The sequence below is a fragment of the Saccharothrix longispora genome, from assembly GCF_030852425.1.
Taxonomy (GTDB): Bacteria; Actinomycetota; Actinomycetes; order Mycobacteriales; family Pseudonocardiaceae; genus Actinosynnema; species Actinosynnema longispora.
In genome coordinates this window covers 78,993-102,667 of sequence record NZ_NSDM01000016.1, presented here as the reverse complement: position 1 = coordinate 102,667, position 23,675 = coordinate 78,993, and the positions used below count along the sequence as shown (strand labels likewise).

General features: G+C 74.0%; 19 protein-coding genes. 4 read left to right on the top strand and 15 right to left on the bottom strand.

The features are described from left to right. Window positions 1–84: 84 nt before the first annotated feature. Complete coding sequence (locus CKY47_RS30780; RefSeq protein ID WP_306749833.1) at window positions 85–1,074, bottom strand: AraC family transcriptional regulator; 990 nt, start codon at window positions 1,072–1,074, stop codon at window positions 85–87. Between the two features lie 260 nt (window positions 1,075–1,334). Next, window positions 1,335–1,877 carry a DM13 domain-containing protein gene (locus CKY47_RS30775; protein ID WP_306749832.1) on the bottom strand — a complete coding sequence of 181 codons (543 nt, stop codon included), beginning with the start codon at window positions 1,875–1,877 and terminating at the stop codon, window positions 1,335–1,337. A 127-nt stretch (window positions 1,878–2,004) separates the two neighbouring features. Here CKY47_RS30775 and CKY47_RS30770 point away from each other — a divergent pair, with 127 nt between their 5' ends. The 4 genes from CKY47_RS30770 to CKY47_RS30755 all read left to right on the top strand — a co-directional run bounded on the left by CKY47_RS30770 (window position 2,005) and on the right by CKY47_RS30755 (window position 5,125). Continuing rightward, a complete protein-coding gene (locus CKY47_RS30770) occupies window positions 2,005–2,397 on the top strand; it encodes a hypothetical protein (RefSeq protein ID WP_306749831.1) in 393 nt (130 codons plus the stop codon). Window positions 2,398–2,494: 97 nt separating this feature from the next. Further along, window positions 2,495–2,881: a hypothetical protein gene (locus CKY47_RS30765; protein WP_306749830.1), complete on the top strand. Its 387-nt coding sequence runs from the start codon at window positions 2,495–2,497 to the stop codon at window positions 2,879–2,881. Window positions 2,882–2,969: 88 nt separating this feature from the next. Next, entirely contained in the window at window positions 2,970–4,055 is a 1,086-nt protein-coding gene (locus CKY47_RS30760) for a GNAT family N-acetyltransferase (protein ID WP_306749829.1), read from the top strand. Window positions 4,056–4,093: 38 nt separating this feature from the next. Further along, a complete protein-coding gene (locus CKY47_RS30755) occupies window positions 4,094–5,125 on the top strand; it encodes a LacI family DNA-binding transcriptional regulator (protein ID WP_306749828.1) in 1,032 nt (343 codons plus the stop codon). A gap of 46 nt (window positions 5,126–5,171) precedes the next feature. On the opposite strand, the gene CKY47_RS30750 is transcribed toward CKY47_RS30755, so the two are convergent. From CKY47_RS30750 to CKY47_RS30695, 13 genes are all read right to left on the bottom strand, one after another. Then, window positions 5,172–6,578, bottom strand: coding sequence for a GH1 family beta-glucosidase (locus tag CKY47_RS30750; protein WP_306749827.1), 1,407 nt, complete (start codon window positions 6,576–6,578; stop codon window positions 5,172–5,174). A gap of 8 nt (window positions 6,579–6,586) precedes the next feature. After that, on the bottom strand, window positions 6,587–7,423 hold the full coding sequence (locus tag CKY47_RS30745) for a carbohydrate ABC transporter permease (protein ID WP_306749826.1): 837 nt from the start codon (window positions 7,421–7,423) through the stop codon (window positions 6,587–6,589). 5 nt (window positions 7,424–7,428) lie between these two features. Beyond that, window positions 7,429–8,349, bottom strand: coding sequence for a carbohydrate ABC transporter permease (locus tag CKY47_RS30740; protein WP_371320766.1), 921 nt, complete (start codon window positions 8,347–8,349; stop codon window positions 7,429–7,431). Window positions 8,350–8,405: 56 nt separating this feature from the next. Further along, window positions 8,406–9,692, bottom strand: a complete 1,287-nt coding sequence (locus CKY47_RS30735; RefSeq protein WP_306749825.1) for an ABC transporter substrate-binding protein — start codon at window positions 9,690–9,692, stop codon at window positions 8,406–8,408. A gap of 427 nt (window positions 9,693–10,119) precedes the next feature. Continuing rightward, window positions 10,120–12,633: an ABC transporter permease gene (locus CKY47_RS30730; RefSeq protein ID WP_306749824.1), complete on the bottom strand. Its 2,514-nt coding sequence runs from the start codon at window positions 12,631–12,633 to the stop codon at window positions 10,120–10,122. A gap of 4 nt (window positions 12,634–12,637) precedes the next feature. Next, window positions 12,638–13,390 carry an ABC transporter ATP-binding protein gene (locus tag CKY47_RS30725; RefSeq protein WP_306749823.1) on the bottom strand — a complete coding sequence of 251 codons (753 nt, stop codon included), beginning with the start codon at window positions 13,388–13,390 and terminating at the stop codon, window positions 12,638–12,640. A gap of 150 nt (window positions 13,391–13,540) precedes the next feature. After that, window positions 13,541–16,516: a helix-turn-helix transcriptional regulator gene (locus CKY47_RS30720; RefSeq protein WP_306749822.1), complete on the bottom strand. Its 2,976-nt coding sequence runs from the start codon at window positions 16,514–16,516 to the stop codon at window positions 13,541–13,543. A gap of 11 nt (window positions 16,517–16,527) precedes the next feature. Beyond that, window positions 16,528–16,716 (bottom strand): hypothetical protein, encoded by a 189-nt coding sequence (locus CKY47_RS30715; RefSeq protein ID WP_306749821.1) that lies wholly within the window; start codon window positions 16,714–16,716, stop codon window positions 16,528–16,530. A gap of 169 nt (window positions 16,717–16,885) precedes the next feature. Continuing rightward, on the bottom strand, window positions 16,886–17,971 hold the full coding sequence (locus tag CKY47_RS37075) for a chitinase C-terminal domain-containing protein (protein WP_371320763.1): 1,086 nt from the start codon (window positions 17,969–17,971) through the stop codon (window positions 16,886–16,888). Next, complete coding sequence (locus CKY47_RS37070) at window positions 17,893–19,212, bottom strand: glycoside hydrolase family 18 protein (protein WP_371320762.1); 1,320 nt, start codon at window positions 19,210–19,212, stop codon at window positions 17,893–17,895. Before CKY47_RS37070 ends, CKY47_RS37075 begins: the two co-directional genes overlap by 79 nt. A 120-nt stretch (window positions 19,213–19,332) precedes the next feature. Then, window positions 19,333–22,182 (bottom strand): AfsR/SARP family transcriptional regulator, encoded by a 2,850-nt coding sequence (locus tag CKY47_RS30705; RefSeq protein WP_306749820.1) that lies wholly within the window; start codon window positions 22,180–22,182, stop codon window positions 19,333–19,335. Between the two features lie 368 nt (window positions 22,183–22,550). Beyond that, the gene (locus tag CKY47_RS30700; RefSeq protein ID WP_306749819.1) at window positions 22,551–23,201 is read right to left on the bottom strand and encodes a DedA family protein; all 651 of its coding nucleotides are present in this window, start codon (window positions 23,199–23,201) and stop codon (window positions 22,551–22,553) included. A gap of 275 nt (window positions 23,202–23,476) precedes the next feature. Then, on the bottom strand, window positions 23,477–23,668 hold the full coding sequence (locus CKY47_RS30695; protein ID WP_306749818.1) for a DUF397 domain-containing protein: 192 nt from the start codon (window positions 23,666–23,668) through the stop codon (window positions 23,477–23,479). Window positions 23,669–23,675: the final 7 nt, after the last annotated feature.

Below are 23,675 nucleotides of genomic sequence, written 5' to 3'. Positions count from 1 at the left end.
GTGTGGTGATGAGTTTTCGCGATACCAGTGCACCGCGTGGGAGATTCGCCGGACACGTCCGTTCGGCCGCAGTTCCGCACCGGGTCAGCCGACCCCGCCCCGGTAGGTGCCGGGGCTGGTGCCCGTCCAGCGCTTGAACGCCCGGTGGAAGGCGCTCGCCTCGGAGAAGCCCAGCCGCAGCGCCAGCTCCTCCACCGATTCGCCGCCCCGCACGAGGCTCGCCACCGCCTGGTCGCGCAGCAGCTGCTCGCGCACCTCGCGGAACGACGTGCCCTCGGCCGTCAGCCTGCGGCGCAGGGTCGGCGCGCTCACGCCGAGCCGCGCGGCGACGTTGTCCAGGCCCACCACCCCGCCGCCGAGCATCCGCCGGACCTGGCTGGACGCGTCCGCGCCGTAGTCGCGCCGGGAGAGCAGCTCGGCGGGCGAGTTGCGCAGGAACCGCCGCAGCGCCGCCTCGTCCTGCACGACCGGCATCCGCAGGAACCGCGTGTCGAACGTGAGCGTGGTCGCGGGCGCGCCGAACCTCAGCGGCGCCCCGAAGATCAGGTGGTACTCCGCGCCGTGCGGCGGTTCGGGGTAGGCCAGGTCGACGCCGCGCAGCGGGATGCGCCGCCCGATCAGCCACGACGAGAAGCGGTGCCACAGCACCAGCAGCGACTCGACCAGGAACCGGTCCGGGTCGTCCACGTCCTGCGCGGCCAGGGTGAACGCGGCGGCGCCGTCCCGCTCGCCCAGCGCCATCGCGGGCCGCACGTCGAACAGCCCGTAGAACGCGAGCCCGCGCCGCAGCGCGTCGTCCAGCGACGGGCAGTGCACCGCGAGCAGGCACATCGTGGCGAACGTGCCGCGCTTGCTCGGCCTCGGCCCCAGGCCCACGAACTCGTCGCCCAGCACGTCCCACAGGGCCCTGACCAGCGTGGAGTACTGCTCGGGCGTGACCCTGGCGCGCTCGTCGCCCAGCAGCGCCTCGCCGATCCCGGCGGGTCCGAGGAACTCCGCGGGGTCGTGACCGCACCGAACCGCCCCGCGCAGCGCCGCGGTCACGTAGTGGATGGCGATGGTCCTGGTGAGCATCGCACCCAGTGTGCATCAGGTGCGGCGTGCGTCACGTCCGGGGACCGTGTGCGGCGGCGCGACTCGGGGAGAGAGGTGCCGCGCCGCCGCCAACGGGTGGCCCACCCCAGTGAGCCGGCTCCTCGTCGGTGGGGCATCCGCCCGCCCACCCACGAGGGACGTTGTGCTGCCCATCACCCTATGTGGTCTAGACCAGATACGTCAATACGGCGAAAGCCCGGAACCCGCCCGGGTCGCCGGGTTCGTGTTTCCGCGCGGTGTCACGGCTGTTCCAGGGGTGCTACGGCGAACCCGGCGGAAAACCTCTCGCACCAGATCACGACGCTGCGGACGGCGTCCAAGGCCGTTCCGGCCGGCACTTCGTAGACCTGGTCGCCCCGGTTCGCCCGCAATTTCCCCAGGTTCGTGAAACCGGAGCCGAACGCGGATTCCGGCGAGTCCGAGGGCTTGTCCGACAGGTACACGTACAGGTCCGGGCCGTCACTGGTGTCCAGCGACTCGAACTGCACGGCGTGCCCACCACCCGGCAGCCGGACCAGCGTCGCGCTGCCCGTCGTGGCGTGCTCCAGCGAGCGGAACGGGCCGGAGGCCAGCGCCACCGGCCCCGCCGGCGTCGTGGTGGTCGGGACCGCCGACGCGGTGGACGCCGCCGACGTGGCCGGGGCCGTCGCGACCGGGACGAGGAGGGCCTCGTCGGCCGTCCGGTCCGTCCACAGCCGCCACGGCTGGAACAGCGCCACCCCCACCACGAGCCCCACCACCACGACACCGGCCACCACGGTCACGACCACGCGCTTGGACATCGTCCGCCTTCCTCGTCCGTCCCCGGTCGGGGACTCCCGACAAGCCTGGCGAATCGGGCGTCACCCGTGTCCGCGAATCGCCTTACGAAGTCCTGACGTCGCGCGGCGGCGTTGTTAGGGTCACCCGGTGGGCGAAAGGGCGGGGTTGGCGGTCGTGTGCGCGCTGATGCTCGGGTGCGCCCTGTTCGGCTCGTTCCCCAGCCCCGTGCCGCTGCTGTTCGCCATCGCGGCGGTCGGCGCGGCCAACGCCGCGTTCCCGCTGATGCGCACGTTCGGCTCCGCGCTGCTCGGCGGGGTGTCGGCGGCGAGCATCGGGTTGGCCCCGGTCCCGTTCGTCACCTGCTCGTCGGAGAAGTTCACCGAGGTATTCACCTGTACGGGTGATTCGCCGACCTGGCACATGACCGGCGCGGTGCTGGTGGCGGGCCTGTCCGGGGCCGGGCTGGTGCTGGCGCGCGTGCTGGGCACGGCGACGCTGGATCGCAGGTTGGCGGCGCTGCGACGCGGGGAACGCGGGTGAGCGGGGCCGGCCCGGGCCCGCCGACCCCGCTTCCGCCGGGCGGTACTGTTCTGCCGCTCGGCGTGTGCTGCACGGATGCGTTCTGAGGAGGACTGCGGTGCGGGTGCTGTGGGCGACGTGCGGCCTGGCCGTGGCGGCGTCGGCGCTGACGGGGGTCCTCATCGGCCTGTACATCGACGCGTCGGCCGGCGGCGCGGACGCCGACATCCCCTCCTCGACCTGGATCACCGGTCGCCCGTCGACCACCACGTCGTCGACGCCGAGCGCGGTGACCACCGACGCGGTGACCGCGCCGTCGAGCTCGACCACCACGACGACGGTGAGGACCACGACGACCACCACCCCGACACCGGTCGCGCCGCCACCGCCGCCGGTGGAGACCACCGAGGCGCCGCCGCCGGTGACCACGACCACGAAGACGCGCAGCACCGAGTGGCCGTGCAGCCCGCTCAACCCGCTGCCGCCGCCCTCCTGCCGGGACTGACGCCGGGCCGACGGGACCGACGGGATCGTCAACGGGCCCGAAACGCCCGCGTCCCCGATCGGCAACCTCGCCGCAGCAGCCTGGGCGCATGGAGCCCACACCGAAGACCTGGCGGCTGCGCGTCGAGCTCGACGACAGCCCCGGCGCGCTGGCCCGGATCACCACGAGGCTGGCCGACCGGGACTGCAACGTGCTGGCCCTGTCCGTGATCCCGGTGCCCGGAGGGGTGCTCGACGAGCTGGTCGTGCGGGGCGGCGACCCGGACCTGCTGCCCGCCGACCTGGTCGCGGCCGTGCGGGCCGAGGGCGGCCGGTGCGTCGGCATCACCCGGGCGGACGTGCGCGACCTGGTGGACGCGCCGACGGCGGCCCTGCGGGCGGCCGGCCACGCCGTGCGCGACCCCGGCACGCTGTGCGACGCGCTGCGCGCCGTGCTGGCGGCCGACTCGGTGGTGGCCGTGCCCGACAGCGGCGTCGAGGACCCCGGCGAGAACTCCGCGCGACTCGTCGCGCGGGACGGCACGGTGGTCGTCGCCCGGCGCGGCTGGGCGCCGTTCACGCAGGTGGAGCTGGCGCGGGCGCGGGCACTGCTGGACCTGCTGGCGGGCGGCGGCGTGGTCGCGCCGCAGCCGACCGCGCTGGTCACCGGGGACGGCATGGCCGTCGTGCTGCGGCCCGGCCGCACGGGTGACGAGGACGCGGTGGCCGCGCTGCACGCGCGCTGCTCGATGGGCACCCTGTTCAACCGGTACCACGCGGGGGTGCGGACCGTGCCCAGGCGCTGGCTCCACCGGCTGCTCAGCCCGCCGCGCGGCACCACGGTCGTCGCCCACTGCGCCGACCGGGTCATCGCGCTCGGCCAGCTGATCCCGATGTCCACTCCGGACAGCGCCGAGGTGTCGCTGCTGGTGGAGGACGCCTGGCAGGGTCGGGGCGTGGGGACGGCGCTGCTCGGCGCGCTGGTCCGCACCGCGCGTGCCGCCGGGTACGCGGAACTGGTCGGCTGGTGCCTGCCCGCGGAGACCGGGCTGGTGCGCACGGCGGCCCGCGCGGGCCTGGTCGCGTCGACCCGCCGGGAGGACGGCCTGCACCGCGTGTCGATCTCCGCGACCGGTGCGGGGATCGCCCGTCCGGGCGTGCGTGAGAGCGCTTCCCAACAGATCGCCTCGGGCTAAGCTGGACCTCGTACGGCGATCGTCGAGGAGTGGTGCTCGTGTCCGTCCAATCGCACAGCGCCCGGCCCACGCTGGAGGACGTAGCGGCGAAGGCTGGCGTTTCCCGTGCGACGGCGTCGCGGGTGCTCAACGCCTCACCCCGGGTGAGCCCGGAGGCGCACGAGGCGGTCACCGCGGCCGTGGTGGAGCTGGGCTACCAGCCCAACCACGCCGCGCGGGCCCTCGTGACCAGGCGGACCGGCGCGGTGGCGGTGGTGTTCTCCGAGCCGGAGCCGAAGATCTTCGACGACCCGCACTTCGCGTGGCTGATCCGCTCCGCGGCGCGCGCGCTCGCCGACGCCGACGTGCAGATGGTGCTGATGCTGGTGCACTCGCCGCAGGACCAGGCGCGCGCCGAGCGGTTCCTGGCCGGCGGGCACGTGGACGGCGCGCTGATGTTCGTCCCGCACAAGGGCGACCAGATCCTCCAGGCGACGCGCAAGCTGCCGCTGCCCGCCGTCTTCGCCGGCCGCCCGTGGGGCTCGCTGCGCGGCCTGCACCTCGTGGACCACGACAACGAGGGCGGCGGCCTGCTCGCCACCGAGCACCTGATCTCGATGGGGCGCAAGAAGATCGTGTCGGTGACGGGCCCGTTGGACGAGCACTCGGCGATGGACCGGCTCGCGGGCTGGCGGCTCGCGGTGGGCGCCGACGACGAGACCACGCAGCTGATGACCGAGGACGGCGGCTTCTCCCGCGAGGGCGGCAAGCGCGCCATGCAGGCGCTGCTGGCCCGGGTGCCCGACCTCGACGCCGCGTTCATCGCCTCCGACCACATGGCGGCGGGCGCGCTGGACGCGCTGCGCGAGGCGGGCAGGCGCGTGCCGGAGGACGTGGCGGTCGTCGGCTTCGACGACCACCCGATGATCGCGCCGCACACCACCCCCTCCCTGACCAGCGTGCGGCAGGACACGACCGCCCAGGTGCGGCACATGGTCACCCACCTGCTGCGGCTGCTGCGCGAGGAGCCGGTCAAGGCGCGGCGCGAGGTGCTGCCGACCACCCTGGTCAAGCGCGAGTCCGCGCCGTAGCGGGCCGGCCCCTCCCCTCGGAGGGCCCGGCCCGCCGGACCCGGCGTCACACCACGTCGTACCCGGTCGCCGGCACGGCGTTCGCGCCCACCACGCGGGCGAGGGTGCGGCCGCTGCGCTTCACCGTGCGGACCTGCGTGGCGTAGTCCACGTGCACGATGCCGAACCGCTGGCTGTACCCGGCGGCCCACTCGAAGTTGTCCAGCAGCGACCACGCGAAGTACCCGCGCACGTCCACGCCCGCCTGCACCGCCCGGTGCACGGCGCGCAGGTGGTCGACCAGGTAGCGGGTCCGCTCGACGTCGTCCACCTCGCCGTCCACGACCTCGTCGGGGAACGCCGACCCGTTCTCGGTGACCACCAGCGGCACGTCGACGTCCCGGCCCAGGCGTTCCAGCAGGGCGGTGAACGACGACGCGTCCACCTCCCAGCCGAACCCGGTGACCTCCCCCCTCGCGGGCAGGAACTCGACCCCGCGCAGACCGGGGTGCGGGCCGCCGGGGACGAACGCCGGGTCGTCGGACAGCGCGACGCGGGTGGGGCTGTAGTAGTTGACGCCCATCCAGTCGAGGGGCGCGGCGATCACGTCCAGGTCGCCCTCCCGCACCACCGCGGACCAGTCGCCCAGCCACGCGGTGTCGGCCAGCACGTCCTCCGGGTAGCCGCGACCGGCCAGCGGGTCGAGGAACAGCCGGTTCTGGAGGCCGTCGACGCGGCGGGCCGCCTCGGGGTCGGAGTCCGGCGTCACCGAGCAGAAGTTCAGCACGATGGAGAGCCGGTGGTCCGCCGGCGCCTGCGCGCGCATCGCCTCCACCGCCAGGCCGTGACCGAGCAGCAGGTGGTGCGCGGCCTCCAGCGCGCCCTTCGGGTCGACCACGCCGGGCGCGTGGACGCCGTCGGCGTACCCGAGGAACGCCGAGCACCACGGCTCGTTGAGCGTCGTCCACAGCTGCACCCGGTCGGCCAGGCGCTCGTGCACGAACGCCGCGTAGTCGGCGAACCGGTACGACGTGTCGCGCGACCGCCACCCGCCCGCGTCCTCCAGCGCCTGCGGGAGGTCCCAGTGGTAGAGCGTCGCGACCGGGCGCACGCCCCGGCCGAGCAGCTCGTCCACCAGGCGGTCGTAGAAGTCGAGCCCCCTCGGCTCGACGCGGCCTGCGCCGGTGGGCTGCACGCGCGGCCACGCGACGGAGAACCGGTAGGCGCCCAGGCCCAGCCCGGCCACCAGCTCCACGTCCGAGGCGTAGCGCCGGTAGTGGTCGCACGCCGGATCGCCCGTGTCGCCGCCCAGCACCGCGCCCGGGCGTGCCGCGAAGGTGTCCCAGATGGACGGTCCGCGCCCGTCCTCGGTGGTGGCGCCCTCGATCTGGAACGCCGCCGTCGCCGCGCCCCACAGGAAGTCCGGCGGGAAGCGCAGCAGGTCGACCTCGGTGGCCGGGTCGGTTGTCGTCATTCGAGTCCTCACCCCTTGACCGCGCCCTGCATGATCCCGCCGACGATCTGCCGTGCCAGCAGGAGGAAGATCGCCACGACCGGCAGCACCGCGAGCGACGCGCCGGAGAGCATCAGCGAGTAGTCCGTGTAGTAGCCGCTCGCCAGCGTGGACAGCGCCACCTGCACGGTCGGGCTGTCGTTCGGGTCCAGCACGATCAGCGGCCAGAAGAAGTCGTTCCAGGCCGTCATGAACGTGAACATGCCCATCACCGCCGCCTGCGGCCGCACCGCCGGGAACGCGACGTGCCAGAACGTCCGCAGCACCGAGCAGCCGTCCACCCGCGCGGCCTCGACCAGCTCGAACGGCACGGACTCCTCGCACGCCTGGCGCATCCAGAACACCGAGAACGCGCCGATCAGCGCGGGCACGATGACCGCCTGGAGCGTGCCGTACCAGTCGAGGTCCGACATCAGCATGTAGAGCGGGATGACGCCGAGCTGCGTGGGCACCATGGACGTGCCGACGACGACCAGGAACAGCGCGTTGCCGCCCCGGAACCGCAGCCGGGCGAACGCGAAGCCCGCGAGCGTGCCGAGCACGACGTTGCTGATCGCCACCGTGCCCGCGACGACCAGCGAGTTCTGCATGGCGAGCCAGAAGTCGACGGTGTCGAACACGCGGGCCAGGTTCTCGAACAGGTTGCCGCCCGGCACGAGCGACGGCACCGCCTCGCCGAGCGCCGAGTTGTCCTTGCTGGCGATGAGGAACGAGTAGTAGAGCGGGAAGACCGACGCGAGCAGCACCACGACCAGCACCGCGTAGGCGAGCGGTCCGGCCTTGGTGGCGGAGAACTTCGCGCGCACCGGCCTCACCCCTTCGACGCGATGCGCCGCGTCACCGCGAAGTTGACCATCGCCACCACGAGGATGAGCAGGAACAGCACCCACGCGATGGCCGACGAGTAGCCCGCGTCGAACAACCGGAAGCCCTTCTCGTACAGGTACATCACCAGGGTCTGGAACTGCCGGTCGTCGCCGCCGGTGCCGGTGGCCGTGCCGCCCGGGTCGAACAGCTGCGGCTCGACGAACAGCTGCATGCCGCCGATGGTGGACACGATGACGGTGAACAGGAGCGTCGGCCGGATGCTCGGCACGGTGATCGACCAGAACACCCGCCACCGGGACGCTCCGTCGAGCATCGCCGACTCGTACATGTCCTTGGGCACGGACTGCATGGCGGCCAGGTAGATGAGCGCGTTGTAGCCGACCCACCGCCACATCACCATCGAGCTGATGGCCAGGTGCGAGGCCCACGTCTCGGCCCGCCAGTCCACCGGGTCGACGCCGACCAGGCCGAGGAGCGAGTTGACGATGCCGAAGTCGCGGCCGTAGAGCTGGGCGAACACCAGCGCCACGGCGGCGACCGAGATGACGTTGGGCAGCAGCACGCCGGCCCGCCAGAACGCCCGGCCGCGCAGTCCCCGGTCGAGCAGGGCGGCCAGGCCGAGCGCGGCGAACAGCTGGGGCACGGTCGAGAGCAGGAACAGGCTGACCGTGTTGCCCAGCGCGTTCCAGAAGTTGCCGTCGGAGAGCAGCTCGGCGTAGTTGGCGAGGCCGGTGAAGCCCTGGTCGCCGTCGATGAGCTGCCAGTCGTGCAGGGAGACCCAGGCGGTGTAGAGCAGCGGGTACAGGCCGAAGACGCCGAACACCAGGAAGAACGGCGCGATGATCAGGTACGGCGTGTACTTGCCGTCCCACCGGGTGAGCTTGTCCCGCCACGACAGGCGCACGGGCGGCGGGACGGGCGTCGTGCCCCGTCCCGCCGCCGTCCGTTCGGGCGCGACCGTCACTTGGCGGACGCCGCCTTCGCCTCGTTCACGGCCTGCTCCCACGCCTCCGCACCGGACTGCTTGCCGGTCTCCACGCGGGAGAGCGCGTTGTTGAACACCGGCGTGACCACGGAGTCCTTGGTGCCGCGGTAGGTCGGCTTCAGGTTCTCGGCGGAGTTGCCGAAGATCCGGCCGACGGGCGCGGAGTTGAAGTACTCGTTCGTGGTCGCGGTGACCTCGGGGTCCTGGTACGCGGCGGGCTGGCTGGGCAGGTTGCCGGTCTCCTTGAAGATCCGCTTCTGCTGCTCGGGCGCGGTCAGCCACTTGGCCAGCTCCGCGGCCTCCTTGACGTGCTCGCCCTGCTTCGGCACGGCCAGGAACGAGCCGCCCCAGTTGCCGCCACCGCCGGGCGCGGCGGCGACGTCCCACTTGCCCGCGGCCTCGTCGCCGGCGCCGGCCTTGATCAGCGCGAGCGCCCACGCCGGGCACGTGGTGGTGGCGAAGGACGCCTGCTTGAGGGCGACGTTCCAGTCCTGGCTGAACGGGGCCAGCGCGCCGGTCTGCTTCTTCTCGCCGAGGCTCGCGGCCAGGGTGAACGCCTTCTCCACCTTGTCGTTGGAGTCGGCGATGAAGCCGTCGTCTGCCTTGGCGAAGTAACCCTCCTCGGTCTGGTCGAGGATGGCCTTGTAGACGTTCTGGGCGGCGTCGACGAACTTCTTGTCCGGCGTCTTGGCGGTGAAGGTGTCGGCGACCTCCAGGTACTTCTCCCAGGTCGGCCAGAGCTTGCCGACCTCCTCGCGCTCGACGGGCAGCCCGGCGGCCTGGAACAGGTCGCGCCGGTAGCACAGGGCGAGGCTGCCCATGTCGGTGCCGAGGCCCAGGACGAACTTCCCGTCGTCGGTGGTGCCCTGGTTCCACTTCCAGGCCGCCCACTGGTCCTTCAGCTCCAGGGCGCCGTGGTCGGCGAGGTTGACGAACTTGTCCTTGGACTGGCGGAACTGGGCGATGTTGCCCTCTTCGATCGCCACGATGTCCGCCGCGCCCCGGCCGCCCGCGAGCTGGGTGGCGAGCTGCGTGTGGTGCTGCTCCATCTTGACCGTGCGCTGCTCGATCTCGATGCCTGGGTGCGACTCCTGGTACTCCTTGATCAGGTTGGTGAACCCGAAGTCGGAGAAGATGCCGATCGACAGCTTCACGGTGCCGTCACCCGCGTCACCTCCCCCGCCGCCGCAGGCCGCCACCAGCGTGGCGGTCAGGGCGACCGCGGTGATCGCCGTCGTCCGGCCGACCGAAGTCCTGCTCATCCGTCCTCCTCGACGCACTCGCCGGGAACCGCCCGACGTCGTGAGAGCGCTCTCATGAGAGCGCTCTCACCCTGTGACCCGCGGCACGGCACGTCAAGGAGTACCGGGATTCTCGACACCGTTCCGTAACTTTCTGAAGCGCTCCCGTAACGAGGAGCGACCAGAAATGACGTTGTGTGAGCCCGGAGGCGGCGGAACGCACGACGCGGGGTGGCCCGGCCCTCGCTCGGGCCACCCCGCACCCCGTTAGAGGCGAACCGCGCCGAACCGTGACGCGCGCCCCCGCGATTCCCGCGAACGCACGACTCGCCGGACGCGAACGCACGACACGCCGGACGCGAACGCACGACACGCGCGGTGTTCGGCGTGTCGTGCGTTCGTCCCCGGCGAGTCGTGCGTTCGCGACCCTCGTGTCGTGCGTTCGCGGTCAGGCTTCGGCGATGCCCGCGATCACGGAGGTGCGGGCCGCGCGCCGGGCGGGCAGGGCGGCGGCCAGGACCGCGGCCACCACGGCGCCCGCCAGCATCACGCCGATCTGCCCGAACGGCACGACCAGGTCGAACGGCACGGTGTCCGACGACACGGCCTCGATGACCACCCAGCCGAACCCGATGCCCAGCACCAGGCCGATCGCCGCGCCCATCACCGCCATCAGGACCGACTCGATCACCAGCATCAGGCGCAGCTGGCCCCGCGTCAGGCCGAGCGCGCGCAGCAGCGCCGACTCGCGGGTCCGCTCCAGCACCGACAGGGTGAGCGTGTTGGCGATGCCGAACAGGGCGATCACGACGGCCAACCCGATCAGCGCCCAGATGAACCCGAGCACCTGGTCGAGCTGCGAGTTCAGCTGCTCCTTGGTCTCCGCGGCGCTGTCGAGCACGGCGAGCGGCGACGCGTCGGTGACCTCCTCGACCGCCGCGCGGCCGTTCGCCGCGCCGTCGCGCAGCTTGATCAGGATGCTGTCGTAGCCCTCGGCGGCCCGCGTGAACCGCTTCGACGTCTCCAGCGTCATCAGGCCGTCCGGCAGCCCGTTGCCGGTGACCACGGCCACCACGCGGAGGTCCTGCGACCCGCCGCCCTCGGACTCGCGGACGGTGAGCGTCGACCCGACGGACAGGCCGGCCTCGGTGGCGTACTCGTCCCGCACGGCCACCGCGCCGTCGACCAGGTCGTCGAGCGAACCGCTCGTGACCTCCGGTCGGAACAGGTCGCCCAGCGCGTCGCGCGGGACGCCGTCGAAGTACGCCCGGTCGCCGTACACGCGGGTGGTGGGCGCGACCTCCTCGACCTCGGGGACCGCGGCGAGGTCGGTCGCCAGCCGCTCGGGCAGCGGGCGGTCGTGGACGGAGGACGTCACCGTGTAGTCGGCGGGCATCCGCTGGTCGATCTGGGCGTTCGCGGTCTCCTTCGCGCTGTTGGCGACCACCGTCACCAGGGACACGACGGTCACGCCGATGAGCAGCGCGGCGGTGGTCGCGGCGGTGCGCTTGGGGTTGCGGGCGGCGTTGGCGGAGGCCAGCTTCGCGGGCACGCCGAACAGCATCCGCGGCACGACGCCGAGCGCCCGGTTGACCGGTCCGACCAGCAGCGGGCCGAGGACGATCACGGCGGCGAGCAGCGCCATGGTGCCCCCGCCGCTGACGACCATCGACGCGTTCTCGTCGTCGATGCCCATGCCCAGCACGATCGCGCCGACGCCGACCACCGCGAACAGCGCGGCCGTCAGGACCCGCAGCACGCCGGTGCGCCGGACCTCCTCGCCGCTGTCGGGCTGGCTGCGCAGCGCGGCCACCGGCGGCACGCGGGTCGCCTTGCGGGCGGGCAGCACGGCGGCCAGCACGGTCACCAGGGTGCCCACGGCGAACGCGGCCAGCACGGTGGTCGCCGACACGGGCAGGCTCACCGCGCCGGTGCCGCCGTCGAAGCTCCCGATCACCTTCTGGAGCAGCGCGGAGACGCCGAGCCCGGCGAACAGGCCGAGCACGGACGCGACGAGCCCCATCACCAGCGCCTCGGCCAGCACGCCGCGGAACACCTGGGCGCGGCTCGCCCCCACGCACCGCATCAGGGCCAGCTCGCGGGTGCGCTGGGCGACCAGGATGGTGAACGTGTTGTAGATGACCATGGCCGCGACGACGAGCGCGATGAGCGCGAACGCGAGCAGCACGGTGGTGAACTCGCCGGCCTGGGAGGCGACCTGGCGCAGCGCCTCCCGCGTCAGCTCCTCGCCCGTCAGGAACCGGTAACCGTCCCCGCCGACGGCCTCGCGGAGGTCGTCCACCAGCTGCTGCTGGGTGACGCCGGGCGCGGCCACGACGACCACCTCGTAGGGCGGCCGGTCCTCGGCGAACTCCCGGAGCGCGGCGGGCGTGAGCACGACGTGGTCGTTGCCCGACACCTGGACCCGGCCGACGCCCTGCGCGTAGGTGCCGACGACGGTGAACGCGCGCTCCGACTGGTCCGGCGCCAGCAGCGTGACCGTGCCGCCGACGGTGAGCTTCGCGGTCGAGGCGGTGCGCTCGTCGACCGCGATCTCGTCGTCACCGGTCGGGTAGCGCCCGTCGACGAGGTCGAACTCGCGCAGCCGCTCGGTGGAGGCCAGCGGCGCGCCCCACGCGTTCTTGGCCTTGCCGTCGCCGCCGATGAGCGGGACGGACGCGAGGTAGCGGGTGTCGACGCCGGCCACGCCGGGGGTCTGCCGGACCTTCTCCAGCACCTCCGGCGTGATGCCCTTCGGACCGTCCTCCGACGTGCCGGACGGGGTGATGGAGGCGTCGACGTTGCGCGCGCTCCTGGCGAACTGGTCGTGCAGGCTCGCGTTCATCGCGTCGCCGAGCACGAGCGTGCCGGTCACGAACGCGACGCCGAGGGCGATCGCCACCGAGGAGAGGACGAGGCGCGCGGTGCGGGCCCGCAGGCCCGCGATGATCGTGCGGAGCATCAGGTCACGCGCCCAGGTGCTTCAGGGCCGCGAGCACGGAGTCCGCGGTCGGGTTGGCGATGTCGCCCGCGAGCCGGCCGTCGGCGAGCAGCACGACGCGGTCCGCGTAGGACGCGGCGACCGGGTCGTGCGTCACCATGATCACGGTCTGGCCGAGCTTGCGCACCGACATGCGCAGGAAGTCGAGGACCTCGGCGCCGGAGCGCGAGTCCAGGTTGCCGGTCGGCTCGTCGGCGAACACCACGTCGGGCCGCGCGACCAGGGCGCGGGCGCAGGCCACGCGCTGCTGCTGGCCGCCGGACAGCTCGGTGGGCTTGTGCGCGAGGCGGTCGCGCAGGCCGAGGACGTCGACGATGTTGTCGAACCACTCGCGGTCGGGCTTGCGGCCGGCCAGCTCCAGGCCGAGCAGGATGTTGGCCTCGGCGGTGAGCGTGGGCAGCAGGTTGAACGCCTGGAACACGAAGCCGACGCGGTCGCGGCGCAGCTTGGTCAGGTCCTTGTCGTTGAGCGAGGTGATCTCGGTGCCGCCGATGCGCACGTTGCCGCCGTCGACGTTGTCCAACCCGGCGAGGCAGTGCATCAGCGTGGACTTGCCGGAGCCCGAGGGCCCCATGATCGCGGTGAAGCGGCCCGCCTCGAAGGCGACGCTCACCCCGTCGAGGGCGCGGACCGCGGTGTCGCCCTTGCCGTACACCTTCACCAGGTTCGCGGCCTCTGCGGCGGTGCGGGTCCCGACGTCGGACACCAGTGCGGACATGCTCCCTCATTCCCTCGGTCTTCTCGATCGGGGAGAAAGCTATGGCCGGCGGGCGTAACCGGTCGTCACCTCGGCGGCGGAACGCGCCGTCAGCCGGCGGGATGACGCCGGGTGGTCCTGAGGTCTGACGCCGCCCGGTCCGGCGCCGCGTCAGTCGGGCAGGTCGAGCAGGCCCCGGTCGAAGGCGTTCGCCACGGCCTCGGCCCGCCTGCTCGCGCCGAGCTTGGCCATGATCCGGCTCAGGTGCACGCTGACCGTCTTCTCGGAGATGTAGAGCTCCTCGCCCACCTGCCGGTTGGTGCGCCCCCGCGCGACCAGTTCCAGCACCGACCGCTCGCGCGGCGTGAACGGGTCCACCCGGTCGCGCGGCCCCGTGTCGCGCAGCGCCACCCGCGCCCGCCGGGCCACCAGGTCCAGCGCCTCCCGCAACGGCGCCGCACCCAGCCGGTCGGCCACCGCGCCGGCCTGCCGCAGCGCGGTCACCGCCTCGTCGCGCAGGTCGGCGGCCAGCAGCGCCTCGGCCAGCCGCCACCGGCACACGGCCTGCTCGAACACCGCCCCGAAGTCGAACCCGTCCGCGGCGCGCCGCCACAGCGCCGGGTCGCCGGGACCGGTCAGCCGGGACTCCTCGGCGGCGGCGCGGGCCAGCCACGCGCGTCCCTCGGGGCCCAGCTCGCCGGTGCGCGGCGTGCCCAGGTCGGCCGTGGTGCGGGCGTACCCGGCCAGCTCGCGCCCGGCGCGCACCGCCGCCTCCTCCGCGGCCCGGTCGCGCCGCCGCCGCGCCCGCACGGCCAGGTCGGCGTGCCCGGCGACGCCCAGGGCCGCCAGCCGGATGCCCGCCAGGAACCACTCGTCGCCCTGGCGCGACCACTGCACGGCGTCGGCGACCCGCTCCACGGCCAGCTCCGGCTTGCCGCGCCACAGCGCCAGTTCGGCGCCCGTGCCGCCGGTGATGAGCGCGATCTGGAGGTCGCGGTGCCAGTCGGCGCGCAGCTCGCGGATCATCCGCTCGGCCTGCTCGAACTCGCCCCGGCCGACCGCGACGTGCGTGCCGGCCGCGGCGAGCCGCGCGGACACCGTGCTCGACACGCGCAGGCCCGGCGGTTCGGCGGCGGTCGCCGCGTCGTCCCACGCGCCGGTGCAGTACTTGGTCAGCACCTGGAGGATGCGCAGTTCCACGCCGAAGGAGCTCCACGTGAGGCCGGTCGCCCTGGCCCGCGCCACGCCCTCGTCGAACACCCGCGCGGCCTCGGCCGGCTCGCCCAGGTCGTAGTGGTGCACACCGAGGAAGTAGCGGGCGCGCAGCTCGGTGCTGACCGCGTCGGCCTCCATCGCGCACGCCACGGCCGCGGTCAGGTGCTCGCGGGCCGGGGACACCTCGCCCGCGGCCTCGTCGAGCAGGCCCAGCGTGGTCAGCGCGTCCGCCACCGCCGCCTCGGCGCCCGCCGCGCGGCCGTCGGCCACCGCCAGCCCGGCGCGCTCCCGGGCCCGCGCGTACTCGCGGTCGTGGCGCAGCGCCGCCGCCCACACCGCCAGCACCCAGGCGCGGGCCGGGGACGCGGGCCGGTCGCACACGAGCCGCCACGCCTCCTCGATGGCGCGGAACTCCTCGTCCTCGGTGCCGTCGAGCACCTGCAACGCCTGCGCGAAGCGCCGCCACATCTCGGCCGCGGTCTCCGGGTCGACCCCGTCGAGGACCGTCGTGCCGGTGCGGGCGAACGCGACGGCCCGCTCCGGGTGGCCGGACGTGCCCGCCGCCCACGACGCGCGGCGCAGCAGCACCAGCTCGCTCACGCCCGGCGGCCGGTCGGCCTCCGGGACGGCGGGCCACAGCTCCTGCGCCCGCTCCAGGTGCCTCAGCGCCTCGGCGGGCGCGCCGGCGGCCTGCGCCTCCTGCGCGGCCTCGACCGACGCGCGCAGCGCGCGGGGCAGGTCGTGGGACTCCAGGCTGTGGTGGGCGAGCGCGGCGGCGGCGCCCCGGCCGCCGCCGGCGGCGGTGCGGTCGGCGTACGCGGAGTGCAGGCGGGCGCGTTCACCGGGCAGCAGGTCGCCGTACACGGCCTCGCGCAGCAGGGCGTGCCGGAACGCGTAGCCGCCGGCGCGGTCCACCAGCAGCACGTGGTGCTGCACGGCCTCGCGCAGGGCGGTGTCGAGCGCGACGTCGTCCACGGCCGCCACGTCGCGCAGCAGCCCGTGCCGGACCGACCGGCCCGCGACGGAGGCGATCCGCACGACGCGCTGCGCCTCCGGTCCGAGGCGCTCGACGCGGGCCAGCAGCACCTCGGCGAGCGTCCACGGCACGTGCCCGGCGCCGGAGGTGGCGAACGCGATCAGCTCCTCGGCGAAGAACGGGTTGCCGTCCGAGCGCTCGGCGACCTCCAGCACCACGTCGTCGGGCAGGTCGTCGGACAGCGCGGCCACGAACGAGCGGGCGTCGATCGCGCTGAGCGGGGTCAGGTCGAGCCGCTGCACGGCGGGCAGCCGCACCAGCTCGGCGAGCAGGGGCCGCAGCGGGTGGCTGCGGTGCAGGTCGTCCGAGCGGTAGGTGGCGACGACGAGCAGCCGCTGCGCGCGCAGCCGGGAGAGCAGGAAGGACAGCAGGTGGCGGGTGGAGGCGTCGGCCCAGTGCAGGTCTTCGAGGACCAGCAGCACGGGCCGCTCGCCGGCCAGGTCGCCGAGCAGGCCGTGCACGGCGTCGAACAGCCGGAGCTGACCGACGTCCTGCTCGGAGCGGCGGCCGACCGGGTGCGGCGCGCCGGACACGGACCGGCCGCCCTCGTGGGCGGCCGGCAGGGCGAGTTCGGGGATCAGCGGGGCCAGCGCGGGCCGGGCGGCGACGTCGAGCAGGCCCGCCTCCCGCACCTGCCCGAGGGCCTCGGTGAAGGGCAGGTACGGGAGGCCGGTCTCGCCGACGTCCAGGCAGCGCCCGGTGAGCACGAGCGCGTCGCCCGCGGCGGCGGTCAGCTCGTCCACCAGCCGGCTCTTGCCGACGCCCGCGTCGCCGGCGAGCAGGACCGCGCCCGCCGTGCCGCGCGCGGCGTCGTCGAGGGCGGCGCGGAGCCTGGCCATCTCCCGGCTACGCGCCACCAAGGGAATTCCGGAACCGAGGCGTGCCACACCTGGCATGCTGTCACACCTCAGGCGGCCTCCGGGCGGCGATTTCCCCCCTCGCCCGCCTCCGGCGCCGCGCGGTGGCCCAGTCCCCTCCACCACGGGCGCCTCGGCGTGCGGGGCTGGCGGGAGGCGCGTGCCCGCGCCGCGTCCGCGCGCAGCGCGGCCTGCCGGTAGTCGATCTCCGCCTTGACCGCCTCGGGCGTCCACTCCATGACGTGCTCCTCGTGTCGTCGTGTCCGATGACGTGAAGAGTCGTGCTGAGGCGCCGGTGCGGGCATCGGTCGTCCGCGCGCACCGCGGGGGTGGTTCCCTTACCCGCCGCCGCGAGGCGTGGCAGGCGGCGGGTAAGGGGTGCTCCGAAGGCCTTACCCCGGACCGGTGTCAGCAGGCCCCGAGGTCGCGCCAGACGCCCCACTCGCCCGTGGCGCCGGGCTCCTCGCCCTGCGTCCACCACCGGGCCGTCCACTTCCCGCCGCGGTGCGACACCTCGTTGCCGCTGTTGTAGACCTTGGCGCGGTCCCACGCGGGCGTGGCGCAGCCCGGCTGGTCGGTCGTCGTGGTCGTGGTCGTGGTGGTCGGGTCCGGACCGCCGGCGACGCCGCGCGGGTGGTCGGAGGCGATGGCGTGGACCTGTCCGCCGAAGGTGATCCGGAAGTTCGACGGCGAGGCGATCGGCAGCTGGTAGCTCAGCGCCACCTCCACCGAGGCGCCGGGCGCCGGCGGCTGCCAGGTCGGCAGGGTCGGCTCGACGTGCTGGAAGTCGCCCCTGAGGCCGCCGACGTCGGAGCCGGAGTGGCCCTTGGCGACGACCCGCAGGCCGAAGCCCGACTGGTCGGACATGCTGCCCGGCGCGCTGGTGCCGTAGTCGAACTCGACCTTCGCGCCGCCGGGGATCGTGGTGGTGGAGTTGTCGGTGATCCTCAGCTCGGGCGTGATCGGGTAGTTGCTGTCGCCCAGCGCGAACCCGGACACGGTGGCGGAGACGTCCGGCACGCGGGACGGCGCGGGACCGGTCGCCTTGCGGTTGCCGTACGGCGCGGCGGCGCGCAGGCCCTCGTCGATCTTCGTGAGCAGGGTGTCGCCGACGGTGTACTGGCCCTTGGCGGCGACGAAGCGGTAGTCGCCCGCCAGCTCCCGGATCATGATGCCGCCGAGGCCCTTGTCCGCCACGTACTTCGCCTTCGCGGCGATGGACTGCTCGTCCTCGGTGGACAGGAAGACCTTCTTCTCGGCGTTCCACAGCCACGGCGCGGTGAGCGTGCTGTCGTAGTGGCGGGTGTAGTCGCCGGTGAGGCGGTCGGTCGGGTCGCCGACCGGGTCGAGGCCGTGCCGCGCCAGGTAGTCCGGCGTGATGCCGTGCTCCAGGTTCTTGGTGTGCCACAGGGGGTTCACGCCGCTGGGCACCTCGGCGCCGCCGGCGGTGGAGTCGTGCCACAGGTCGTCGATGCCGACCGCGCCGTGCCGCACGGGGTGGTGCTGCCGACGGTGGAACCGGTGCCGGGCGGGCACTTGGTCTGGTCGGGCAGGGCCGCGCGGCCCCACAGGCCGTCGACGCCGCCGGTGACGCCCTGCCAGCCCCGGCCGTAGAACGGCACGCCGATGTTGATGCGCCCGGCCTGCATCGCGCCGCGGTAGTAGTGGTACGCCCAGTCGGTGTTGAGGTAGCCCATGCCCTCGTACTGCGGCGCGGTGTAGACACCGCCCGCGGCCAGCTCGCCGTCCTCGCCGTCGTCGTGGAGCGCGGCGTTCGGCCCCACGAAGTGGTTCCACGCCCCGTGCAGGTCGTAGGACATCACGTCGAGGTAGTCGAGGTAGCGGGTGACCTGGTACGCCTCCTGCCCGCGCAGCGGCCAGCCCGACGCGGGCACGGCGGCGGTGAGCAGGTAGTGCCTGCCGTCCTGCGCGGAGGCGCGGTCCGGCTTCTCCCGCGGCGACTTCATGATCTTCTCGTAGCCGGCCCACAGCGTGCCGCGGTTGGCGTCGGAGATCCGGAAGTCGTCGGGGTTGCCCGCGTGGTTGTTCGACGTGGCGTACTCGTAGTCGATGTCCACGCCGTTGAAGCCGTACTCCCGGATGAACTCCACCGCCGAGTCGGCGAACGCGTCGACGGTCGCCCGGGGCTGCGCGCCGAGCTCGTAGAAGCCGCCGGACGCGGTGCGGGTGCCGTCGGGGCCGGGGAAACCGCCCGTCTCGGCCCAGCCGCCGACGGAGATCAGCGTCTTCACGTCCGGGTGCTGCTTCTTGTGCTTGGCGAGCAGGTTGAAGTGCCCCTTGTAGGACAGGGTCGGGTCGGGGTCGGCGCCCGGCCACGTCATGCCGGTGGACGGGTTGTCCGGGCCGTCGGGACCGACCGACACCCGGTACTGCGCGTCGAGGTGGGCGAACGCGTGGTTGAGGTGCGTGACCTTGTCCCACGGGATGTCGGGCGCGAGGTAGGCGGGCGTGCCGCCGCGACCGGTGCGCCAGCTCGTGAAGTAGCCGATGACGCGGCGGGCGTGGTCCGCGCCCATCCGCTCGCGGCCCTCGGTGTCGTAGACCGTGCAGTACGGGACGGCGACGCCGGGGGTCTGGTAGAGGCCGTCGGGGCGGCACTCCTCCCCGGCGGCGGCACCGGCGGGCGACGGGGACGCGGCGGTGACGACGAGTCCGGCCACCGTGGCGAACAACGCCAACAGCGGCAGCAGGTTTCCGGGACCGACCTTGCGCACTCGGGTGCCTCCTGCACCAGGCGGCGGCCACGACGCAGCTCCCCGAAAGCTCAAGAGGTCTAGACCTATCTGTCAATAGGTCCAGCCCACTCAACCGATCAGGGGTCCGCCGCGCCGGCCTCAGGTCGACGCGGCGGCGCGGGCGCGGGCCAGGCGCGCCCTGACCTGGTCGGCCTCCGGCGCGCGCAGCTCGGTCAGCAGCGCCAGCGCCCGCTGCCAGTGCGCGATCGCGCCCGGCGTGCCCTGCCGGTCGAACACGGTCGCCAGCCGGTCGTGGGCCATCGCCTGGTGGTACGGGCTGGCCGCGGCCGAGGCCACCTGGAGCGCGGTCCGCGCCGACGCCACCGCGTCCGCCTGCTCGCCGGACTCCAGCAGCACCATGGCGAGGTCGGTGTGGCAGGTGGACTCGCCGCACTGCTCGCCCACCTCCCGGTACATGTCCACGGCGGCGCGCAGCCAGGACTTCGCGTCGTCGTAGCGGCGCGACGCCAGTTGCAGCAGCCCCAGGTTGTGGTGGGCGCTGGCCTCGGCCCAGCGCGCCCCCGCGGCGCGGCTGACCGCCAGCGCCTCCCGGTAGGACGCCTCGGACTCGTCGGCGCGCCCCAGGTGCTGGAGGATGTCGGCGACCGTGGTGAGCGCGCGCGCCTGGGCGTTGACGTCACCGCAGGCGCGGGCCACCTCCAGGGCCTCGCGGTGCCGCGCCAGCGACTCGTCCATGCGCTGGAAGTGCGCCAGGGCGGCGCCGAGGTTGAACAGCATGACGAACCGGCCCTCGGGGTCGCCCAGCGTCGTGGCGGCCTTGAGCGCGGCTTCCGTGGTGTGCAGCCAGGTCGCCCGGTCGGCGCGCAGCCAGAAGAACCGGGACAGCGTGTACGGCAGCTGCCAGGCGTGCACCAGCCAGGCCCGGTCGCCGCCCTCGGCGGCCAGCTCGGCGGCGGCGATGATGTTGCCCTGCTCGGCGTCCAGCCAGGCGATGGCCTCGGCCGACCCGGCGAACCCCGGCACCTCGGCCGGCACGTGCTCCGGTGCCACCCGGACGCTGCCCCGGCCCACCGGCAGCAGGCCGTCCGCGAGGTCGGCGCAGTGCAGGTAGTAGTCGAGCATCCGGCTGGTCGCCAGGTGGCGCTCCCCGGGGGCCAGCTCGGCGGCCAGCGTGCGGGTGTAGACGCGGACCAGGTCGTGCGCGCCGTAGCGGCCCGTCTCGGTGGGCGACAGCAGGTTCGCGGTGACCAGCGAGTCCAGGGCGCGCTGCGCCTCCCCCAGCCGGACGCGGGCCATGGCGGCGGCGACGTGCGCGGTCACGTCCGGGCCGGGGTGCAGGCCCAGCAGGGCCAGCAGCCGCGCCGGCAGCGGGGACAGCGCGCGGCGGGACGCGTCCAGGGCGGCCCGCACGGTGGAGTCCTCGTCCTCCAGGCCCAGCGCGGCCAACCTGCCGTGCTCGTCGTCCAGCTCGGCCACCAGCTCGGCGACCTTCAGCGACGGCGCCACGGCCAGGCGCGCGGCGGCGATGCGCAGCGCCAGCGGCAGCCCGTCGCACAGCACGGCCAGCCGGCGCAGCGCGGCGGACTCGGTGCCGTCCCGGCCCGCCACCCGGCCGACGACCGCCACCGCGGCGTCCACGTCCAGCATGTCCAGCTCGACCAGGCGCGCCTCGGCGTGCGCGACCAGGCCGACCAACCGCCGGCGGGACGTCACCAGCACGCACGAGGGCGGGCCCGGCAGCAGGGGCAGCAGCTCGGTCGAGCCGCGGGCGTTGTCGAGCATCACGATGGTGCGCCGGTCGGCGGTGAGCGTCCGGAACAGCGCCGAGCGCTCCTCGACGGTGACCGGGAGGTCCGCCGACGACACGCCGAGCGCGCGCAGCAGGCGGTTGAGGACCTCCCCCGCGCCCAGGGGCTCCTGGTTGGGGTCGTAGCCGTGCAGGTCCACGTAGAGCTGGCCGTCCGGGAAGTCCTCGCGGACCCGGTGCGCCCAGTGCAGGGCGAGCGCGGTCTTGCCGACGCCGGCGGGACCCGTGACGACGAGGACCAGGCCGCCGTCGGGGTGGGCGGCGAGCAGGCCGTCGAGGCGGTCGAGCTCGTCGTCGCGGCCGATCAGCGTCACCGAGGCGCGCGGCAGCTGGGCGGGCGTGATGGCGGGCGCGGGCTCGGGGGTCGCGGGCAGCGTCATCGGGCGGGTGGGCGGCTCCGGCTCGGGGTTCTCCCCCGCCAGCACGGCCTGCTGGAGCTTGCGCAGCTCCGGGCCCGGTTCGACGCCCAGCTCGTCGATCAGCACCCGGCGCGCGTCCCGGTAGGCGGCCAGCGCCTCGGCCTGCCGGCCCGCCTGGCACAGCGCGCGCATCAGCAGCCCGTGCCCGCGCTCCCGCAGCGGGTGCTCGCCGACCAGGGCGGTCAGCGGCCCGACCAGCTCCGCGCCGCGGCCGATCAGCAGCATCAGCTCGGCGCGCTCCTCCTGCACGGCGAGCCGCCGTTCCACCAGGCGGTCCCGCTCCACCTCGGCGAACAGGCCGACGATCCCGCCGAGGGGTTCGCCGCGCCACAGGCGCAGGGCGTCGTCGAGGGCGTCGGCGGCGGCCACCAGGTCGCCGGCGGAGCGCAGCCGCCCGGCGGCCACCACCCCGCGCTCGAAGTCGTCCAGGTCGACCGCGCCCGCGGCCACCCGCAGCAGGTAGCCGTCACCGACGGAGGTCAGCAGCTCGGCCGGGGCGCGACGGGCGCGGCGGGGCTCCAGGGCGCGGCGCAGACCGGCGACGTAGGTCTGCACGAGGTTGACCGCGCTGGTGGGCGGGGTGTCGCCCCACACCGCCTCGATGATCTGGTCCCGGCTGACCGGGGTGTTGCGGGCGAGCAGCAGCACCGCCAGCACGGCGCGCTGCTTCGCCGCGCCGAGGTCCACCTCCGCACCGCCGCGCACCGCCCGGAGGAGGCCGAGCACCTCGAACCGCAAGCGCTCCCCGCCGACGTCTTCCACCGACCGAATCCTTCTCGAAGGTCTCTCCCGCGACCGAGCCTAGGAGATCACTTCAGTCCGGCTCCAGTCGCGCTGTAGCCGCATTCTTACGCTAAGCGTGTCCGACCGACCACACAGGGCGAACCCCCGGTGGGGAGGTTGGACCGGACAGCGGAACATCCGCTGCTCCCCCTGAACGACGAGGGCAGGCCGGCGTGCAAGGGGCATCCAGCCCGCGGCGGCGGAACGCCGGCCCGCCCTCGTCCCCTTCTCCACGTGGAGAGGGGTCATCCGGTAGGGGATGGCCCTCCTCCTTTGCCCTCCCCCAGTGGAAGGGGCCGCGGCCGGGAACCGAACCCCCGACCGCGGCCCCTTCGACGCGTCCGGGCTCAGGCCACTTCCTCCAGCTCCGCGGGTGCCGGCGCGGTGCGGGCGGCGGCCCGGCGGCGGCGCAGCACCACGACGGCGCCCACCAGGACCGCGACGCCCATGAGGCCCCACATCGCCCCGTTGAAGACCGACTCGATGTACTTCGCCGAGGCGCCCGCGGCCGAGCCGATGCCGATGTGCAGCGCCGACCAGCACACCGCGCCCGCGATCGAGGCGGGCAGGAACCGGCGGTACTCCAGCTTCGAGGCGCCCGCCGAGGCCGGCACCAGGGTGCGGACCACCGGCATGAACCGGGCGACGAACACCGCCCACGCGCCGCGCTTGCGCAGCAGGGCGCCGGCCTTGTCCCAGTGCTCCTGGCCGATCCTGCGCACCACGCGGCTCTCCCGCAGCCGGTCGCCGTACCGGCGGCCCAGGAAGTAGCCGATGCTGTCGCCCGCGACGGCGCAGACCGACACCACGAGCCACATCACCAGGAACCTGGACACGCTGGTGACCGTGGTCGCGGCGAGCAGCAGGGCGCTCTCGCCGGGCGCGATGAACCCGACGCCCAGCGTGCACTCCGCCAGCGTCAGCGCGCCCGTGACCGCCAGGACGGCGGGTTGGGGCAGACCGGCCAGTCCCTCCAGGGCGTCGGTCAGCAGAGCCATGTGTGGTCCCCCAGTGATCGCGGTGTGCGCCCGACGCGGTGAACGGCCGCGCGGGACGTGCCGCCGCGCAGGGTATGGCCTTCGGGTGTCGGACGGGTGGAGTGGGGACCCGTGGAGCGGGCCCCGGACAAGTCCACCGCGTTCGGGCGGAACCGCACATCCGACCGGAGTCTGATACGACCCCTGACCTTCGGTAGTGGTCCGGGCCGGTCGGGCTCAGGGGTGTTCGGCCGCCGGCGCGGCATCACCACCGGTCGGCCTAGGGGATCGGGGAATCAGCGCGGGTCGAGCGCGCCGTTCTTCGCGGAACCCAGGAAACGCGACCACTGCGCGGAACCGAAGTCCAACTCGCCGGCGGTTCGGTTCTTCGAATCGCGCACGCCGGCGCGCACGGCGTCGAGCGCGATTTCCACGCACTCCGGGCCGCCGGCGGACGAACGCGTGCTCTTGCGCCACTCACGTTCCATGTGCTCC

Coding starts and splice junctions, on each gene's coding strand:
- CKY47_RS30780 (WP_306749833.1), bottom strand. CDS start 1,074: ATGCTCACCAGGACCATCGCCATCCACTACGTGACCGCGGCGCTGCGC.
- CKY47_RS30775 (WP_306749832.1), bottom strand. CDS start 1,877: ATGTCCAAGCGCGTGGTCGTGACCGTGGTGGCCGGTGTCGTGGTGGTG.
- CKY47_RS30760 (WP_306749829.1), top strand. CDS start 2,970: ATGGAGCCCACACCGAAGACCTGGCGGCTGCGCGTCGAGCTCGACGAC.
- CKY47_RS30750 (WP_306749827.1), bottom strand. CDS start 6,578: ATGACGACAACCGACCCGGCCACCGAGGTCGACCTGCTGCGCTTCCCG.
- CKY47_RS30735 (WP_306749825.1), bottom strand. CDS start 9,692: ATGAGCAGGACTTCGGTCGGCCGGACGACGGCGATCACCGCGGTCGCC.
- CKY47_RS30730 (WP_306749824.1), bottom strand. CDS start 12,633: ATGCTCCGCACGATCATCGCGGGCCTGCGGGCCCGCACCGCGCGCCTC.
- CKY47_RS30725 (WP_306749823.1), bottom strand. CDS start 13,390: ATGTCCGCACTGGTGTCCGACGTCGGGACCCGCACCGCCGCAGAGGCC.
- CKY47_RS30720 (WP_306749822.1), bottom strand. CDS start 16,516: ATGCCAGGTGTGGCACGCCTCGGTTCCGGAATTCCCTTGGTGGCGCGT.
- CKY47_RS30715 (WP_306749821.1), bottom strand. CDS start 16,716: ATGGAGTGGACGCCCGAGGCGGTCAAGGCGGAGATCGACTACCGGCAG.
- CKY47_RS30700 (WP_306749819.1), bottom strand. CDS start 23,201: ATGGCTCTGCTGACCGACGCCCTGGAGGGACTGGCCGGTCTGCCCCAA.
- CKY47_RS30695 (WP_306749818.1), bottom strand. CDS start 23,668: ATGGAACGTGAGTGGCGCAAGAGCACGCGTTCGTCCGCCGGCGGCCCG.